The following is a 5809-nucleotide window of genomic DNA, read 5'->3' on the forward strand; positions in this document are numbered from 1 at the left end:
CTCGCCTGAGAATTCACTCCGCCAAGGGAGGGAGTCAGGGGACAGGGTGCCGGGGCGCCGGTGATGCAGCGGGACGACGAGCAGGAAGGGGCCGTCCGGCGGGGCCGCAAGGTGTACCACGCCCAGGCAGCCACGCTCATCGATTACTACCCGTCTTGGGCCGAGCAGGGCGGCGCGGGCGCGCCGCGCTACATCAAGGGCGCCGGCGTCGGCGGCGTGAACGAGATCCGGGATCGCATCATCACCCAGCTTGAGCAGGGCTGAGCCCGGGCGGGGGTTCTCCCCCGACACGAGTCCCCCCGGGCCGGTGCGGAGCGTCGGCCCGAGGTACGGCCCTCCTTTCCTTAACAACTCGTCATCCGCGGACCCTTGCGGCCTTTGCGCCGCTGCTGTGAAATCCCGCCGCCGAGGCGGGGGAGCGGACTGCCGGTTCCGAGCCGCGCGTGTCCGCCAACGACCGTAGCGTCCACATCCCCCTGCCGTGCAGATCAGCAGGACTTCAGCACGGGAAGTGACACGATGATCGAGGTACGCGATGTCAGCCGCAGCTATGGCGAGCTGACGGCGGTGGACCGGGTGTCGTTCGACATCGGCCGCCGCGAGATCGTCGGTCTGCTGGGCCACAACGGCGCCGGCAAGACCACCATCATGAAAATGCTCACGGGCTTTCTGGAGCCGAGCAGCGGGAGCATTCAGGTCGACGGCCTGAACATCGCCACGCACCGTCGGGAGGTGCAGCGGCGCATCGGCTACCTGCCGGAGAATTGCCCCCTGTATCCGGAGGTAACGGTGTTGGAGCACCTGGACTACCAGGGCGCCCTGCACGGCATCCCGGCACGGGGGCGCCCGGCGGCGATCCGGCGCGCCGTGGAGCGCACCGAGCTTGGCCCCAAGGCCAAGGCGCCCGTGGCGACGCTCTCCCGCGGCTATCGCCAGCGCCTGGGGGTGGCCTCCGCGCTGCTGCACGAGCCGGATGTACTCATCCTGGACGAGCCCACCAACGGCCTGGACCCATCACAGATCCAGCACATGCGCGCGCTCATCCGCGAGCAGGCGAGCCATGCGACAGTCATCATCTCCACCCACATCCTGCAGGAGGTCGAGGCCATCTGCGGCCGGGTGCTCATCATGCGCGCCGGGCGGCTGGCGCTGGACAGCGCCATCGGCGCCATCGGTGCGACACCGCGGCTGCGGGTGACGCTGGACCGCCGCCCGGACGACGTACGCGAGGCCCTCGGCGCGCTGCCAGGCATCAGCGCCGTGGACCACGTCGGCGACGAGGGCGTCCGCCGCGACTTCGCGCTCACCACCGACGACCCCAATGCCGCCGCACCGCAAGTGGCGGCGGCCATCGCCGAGCGTGGCTGGGCGCTCTATGCCCTGGAGCACGAGCGCCATAATCTCGAGGCCGTCTTCGGACAGATCGCGGAGGGCGACGCCGCCGGGGGCGCGCCGGCCGCCCTGAGCGCCGCCACGCAGCCCACGGAGGCGGCACATGTCTGACATCCTGCGCGTCACCCGCAAGGAGCTCGCAAGCTTCTTCGGCTCGCCGGTGGCCTACCTGTTCATCGGCGCCTTTCTGGCGGCCTGCCTGTTCGTGTTCTTCTGGGTGGACGCCTTCTTCGCCCGCAACCTCGCGGACACCCGGCCGCTGTTCGACTGGATGCCGGTGCTGCTGATCTTCCTGGCCGCCGCGCTCACCATGCGCCTGTGGAGCGAGGAGCGCCGCGCCGGGACGCTTGAGGTCCTGGCGACCCTGCCGGTGCCCACCTGGAAGCTGGTGCTGGCCAAGTTCCTCGCCGCGCTGGCGTTGGTGGCGGTGGCGCTGGCTCTGACGCTGCCGCTGCCGGTCACCGTGTCCATCCTCGGTCCGCTGGACTGGGGCCCGGTGCTCGGGGCCTATCTGGCGACCCTGCTGCTGGCGGCGGCCTATATTGCCATCGGGCTCTTCGTCTCCGCGCGCACCGACAACCCCATCGTCGCCCTCATCGGCACGGCGCTGCTGTGTGCGGTGCTCTATCTCATCGGCTCGCCCGCGCTGACGGGACTGTTCGGCCATGGCACGGGCGAGGTGCTGAGGCTCTTCGGCACCGGGTCGCGCTTCGAGTCCATCACCCGCGGCGTCATTGACCTACGGGACCTCTACTACTACCTGAGCCTCACCGCCGTATTCCTGGCGCTCTGCGTCTACAGCCTGGAGCGGCTGCGCTGGGCGGTGGACAGCGACCACCGCGCCGGTCACCATCGCTGGACGCTCATCACCATGCTGGCAGCGGCCAACCTCATCGCCGCCAACCTGTGGCTGCAGCAGGTGGGCGCTGCCCGCGCCGACCTCACCGAGGGGCAGCGCTACACCGTTTCGGAGGCCACCCGCACCTATCTGGAGCAGATTCAGGAGCCGCTTTTGATCCGCGGCTACTTCAGCGCCGAGACCCACCCGCTGCTCGCACCCCTGGTGCCGCAGCTTCGGGACCTTTTGAGGGAGTACGAAGTGGTGGGCGGCGCTAATGTGGAGGTTGAGTTCGTGGATCCGGCTACGTCTGCGGAGCTGGAGCGCGAGGCAGGCGAGCAGTACGGCATCCGCCCGGTGGCCTTCCAGACCGCGAGCAAGTACCAGGCGGGGGTGGTCAACTCCTATTTCGATATCCTGGTGAAGTACGGCGATCAGTTCGAGACCCTGGGCTTCCAAGACCTCATCGAGGTGAAGGTCCAGGGCGAGACCGATCTCGACGTGCGCCTGCGCAACCCCGAGTACGATCTCACCCGCACCATCAAAAAGGTGCTCTACGGCTACCAGGGCGGCGGCGATCCTTTCGCCGGTGTCGGCGGACCGATCCGCTTCCGCGGCTTCATCTCGCCGGCGACGACCCTGCCAGAGCCGCTGCCGGCGCTGCGCGAGGACTTGGAGGCGGTCCTGACGGAGCTGGCCGCCGAGGCGAATCGCGGCGATGACCAGCGGTTTTCCTGGGAGATCCTGGACCCGGACACGAACCCGGCGCTCGCCCAGGAGATCGACGAGCGCTTCGGCTTCCAGCCCCTGGTGCTGGGCCTGCTGGACCCTCAGCCCTTTTATTTCTATAGGGTGCTGGAGCAGGGCGAGCGCGCGGTGCCCGTGCCGCTGCCGGAGGGGCTCGACAAGCCCAGCCTGACGCGCGCTATCGAGGCCGGCATCAAGCGCTTTGCCCCCGGCGTGCTGCGCACCGTGGCGCTCTACACGCCGGACCCGGCCCCGCCGCCCATGCCCGGCATGCCGGGCGGCGGCGGCCCCGGCTATACCCTGCTCAAGGACACGCTGCGCGAGGGCTTCGCGCTCACCGAGACGGATCTGGCCTCCGGTCAGGTCCCAGAGGACGCCGATCTGCTCTTCGTCGTGGACCCCACCGGGCTCGATGAGCAGCAGCAGTTCGCCGTGGACCAGTTCCTGATGCAGGGCGGCACGGTGATGGTGGCCAGCTCAAGGTTCGACGTGGACCTGACGGGGAGTGAGATCAGTGCCGGCCCGGCGCAGACAGGGCTCGAGGACTGGCTCGACCACCATGGTGTGGGCATGGCGCCGGCCCTGGTGATGGACCCGCAGAACACGCCCTTCCCAATCCCTGTGCCGCGGCAGGTGGGCGGCTTCGTGGTGGAGGAGATCCAGACCCTCGACTACCCGTACTTTCCGGATGTGCGGGACGACGGCCTGTCCGAGGACAGCGGCATCACCGCCAATCTGCGCCAGATCACCATGAACTGGACCTCGCCCGTCACGTTGGATACGGAAAAGCAGGGCGAGCGCGAGGTTACCCGCCTCATCCAGAGCTCGCCTGCGGCCTGGACCAGCGAGACGCCGGACATGCAGCCGGACTTCGACCAGTACGGCCAGCTCGGCTTCCCGGTAGGGAACGACCGCGGCCGCAAGCTGCTCGCCGTGATGGTGGAGGGTCGCTTCGAGTCCGCCTTTGCGGGCCAGCCGTCGCCGCTGCTGCCGGAAGAGGATGCGGAGGATGAGCCCGGCGATGGCGCAGATGCAGCCCCGGTTGATGCCGCCTCCGACCCGGCCACAGACACGCCGGCGGACCTCACAGACGGCGAGGCGCAGACGCCCGTGATTTCTACGGTCGTGGAGCACTCGCCGCCGTCGGCCCGTCTCATCGTCATCGGCTCCGACAGCTTCTTGTCGGACACGGCCATGAGCCTCGCCACCGAGGCCACCCAAAGCCGCTACCTCAAGCCGCTGGAGCTCGTGCAGAACGCCGTCGAATGGTCGTTGGAAGACCGCGGCTTGCTGGCGCTGCGCGGCCGCGGCCAGTTCAACCGCCTGCTGGAGCCGGTGGGGCGGCAGCAGCGCATGTTCTGGGAGTACCTGAACTATGCCCTGGCGGCCGCCGGCCTGGCCTTGGTGTATTGGGTGCATCGGCTGGTGCGCCGTCGGCGCGAGCGGGCGCTGGAGGCCATGCTGGTGGAGGACAACGACGCGAGGGCACTGGCATGACAGAGACGACCATGAGCCAAACAGCGGCCGCGCGGCGGCTCGGCCTGGACAGCGCCTGGCAGTCGGCGCTGCGGAATCCCTGGGTGCTGCTGCTGGCGGCGGTGCTGGTGCTGCAGCTCGCCGTGGCCCTGCTGATGGGCGGCGGCCGCAGCATGGCGCCAGCGGCGGTGGATGTGCCGCTGCTGAACCTGGAGATGGATGCCGTGAGCGCCATCGAGATCAGCACCGCCGACGGCGACAGCGTACGCCTCGAGCGCAGCAGCGACGGCTGGGTGCTGCCGGTGCTGGACGGCTTCCCCGCCAGCGGCAGCCGCGTCGACAGCATGCTGGAGGACCTCGCTGGGCTCAAGCGCCCGCTGCCGGTGGCCACCAGCGCCGAGGCCCAGCGCCGGTTTCGGGTGGCGGAAGACGCCTTCGAGCGGCGGCTGGTGCTGCGGGGCGAGGGCGGCGAGACGACGCTCATGGTCGGCGATTCGCCCGGCTTTCGCCGCCTCTTCGCCCGCATCGCCGGCGAAGACGCCGTGTATGACCTCAGGCTCGCCCTGTTCGACCTGGGCGCCACGGCGGACGACTGGATCGACCGCGGCCGGCTCCAGTTCGATCGCGGCGAGATCAGCCGCATCAGCGCCGACGATTGGACCCTGGTGCGCGGCGAGGAGGGCTGGTCGTTGGAAGGCACCGACGCCCCCGTGGACAGCGCCGTGGCAGACGAGCTGGCCAGCGCCGTTGCCACCGTCAGCTACACCAGCGTGCTTGGTCCAGACAGCGATACTGACGACGACCTGGACGATCCAGCGCGGGTCATCACCATCGAGCACGCGGGCGGCGAGCGCCGCTACAGGCTCGCCCCCATAGCCGACAGCGAAGACTACGTGCTGAAGCGCGACGACGAGCCCTATGTCTATCGCCTGAGCGCTTTCGACGCCGAGACCCTGGTGGACACCGACCGCGCGCGGCTGCTGGGGGAGACGACAGACGCCGAGGTCGAGGTTGACGCGCCAGAGGTCGGAGCGCCGCCGGCGGCGGAGGGCGCTGAACCGCAGCAGTCGACAGCCACCGCAACGCCGCCGGGAGTTGATGATCCGGCATCCGATACCACGGTCGCCGACCCGCCAGCCGAGCCCGTCGGCGGCGACGCCGCCAACGCCGACGATTAGCGTCAGGGGCGGGGGGCGATGGTACATACGCTGTCGCTTTACGCACCCTGCCGCCGCTCCATCCCGGTTCATTGCAGCTCCCTCCCCCTCACCCGCATACTCCCTGTCCCTTCTCCACATCTGACGCTGCCTACCAGCGCACACGTGTAGATCTCCGTGGTCGCCGGAACACACCAAA

The 5809-nt window shown here is 69.4% G+C and carries 4 protein-coding genes; all 4 read left to right on the plus strand.

Translation table 11 applies throughout. The annotated features are described in order from the left end of the window. The first annotated feature begins 63 nt into the window (after positions 1 to 63). The 4 genes from I6U14_RS12320 to I6U14_RS12335 all read left to right on the plus strand — a co-directional run bounded on the left by I6U14_RS12320 (position 64) and on the right by I6U14_RS12335 (position 5631). Positions 64 to 264 carry a hypothetical protein gene (locus I6U14_RS12320; protein ID WP_296899720.1) on the plus strand — a complete coding sequence of 67 codons (201 nt, stop codon included), beginning with the start codon at positions 64 to 66 and terminating at the stop codon, positions 262 to 264. Positions 265 to 519: 255 nt separating this feature from the next. Continuing rightward, positions 520 to 1503 (plus strand): ABC transporter ATP-binding protein, encoded by a 984-nt coding sequence (locus tag I6U14_RS12325; protein WP_296899721.1) that lies wholly within the window; start codon positions 520 to 522, stop codon positions 1501 to 1503. Next, positions 1496 to 4474 carry a Gldg family protein gene (locus I6U14_RS12330; RefSeq protein WP_296899722.1) on the plus strand — a complete coding sequence of 993 codons (2979 nt, stop codon included), beginning with the start codon at positions 1496 to 1498 and terminating at the stop codon, positions 4472 to 4474. Before I6U14_RS12325 ends, I6U14_RS12330 begins: the two co-directional genes overlap by 8 nt. Positions 4475 to 4485: 11 nt before the next feature. Further along, positions 4486 to 5631: a DUF4340 domain-containing protein gene (locus tag I6U14_RS12335; protein ID WP_296899723.1), complete on the plus strand. Its 1146-nt coding sequence runs from the start codon at positions 4486 to 4488 to the stop codon at positions 5629 to 5631. The last annotated feature ends 178 nt before the right edge of the window (positions 5632 to 5809 follow it).

The organism is Thiohalocapsa sp., from assembly GCF_019695415.1.
Lineage (GTDB): Bacteria > Pseudomonadota > Gammaproteobacteria > Chromatiales > Chromatiaceae > Thiohalocapsa.

What these genes read in the sequence shown, in the direction of transcription:
- I6U14_RS12320 (WP_296899720.1), top strand. Translation starts at nt 64, where the DNA reads ATGCAGCGGGACGACGAGCAGGAAGGGGCCGTCCGGCGGGGCCGCAAG.
- I6U14_RS12325 (WP_296899721.1), top strand. Translation starts at nt 520, where the DNA reads ATGATCGAGGTACGCGATGTCAGCCGCAGCTATGGCGAGCTGACGGCG.
- I6U14_RS12335 (WP_296899723.1), top strand. Translation starts at nt 4,486, where the DNA reads ATGAGCCAAACAGCGGCCGCGCGGCGGCTCGGCCTGGACAGCGCCTGG.
- I6U14_RS12330 (WP_296899722.1), top strand. Translation starts at nt 1,496, where the DNA reads ATGTCTGACATCCTGCGCGTCACCCGCAAGGAGCTCGCAAGCTTCTTC.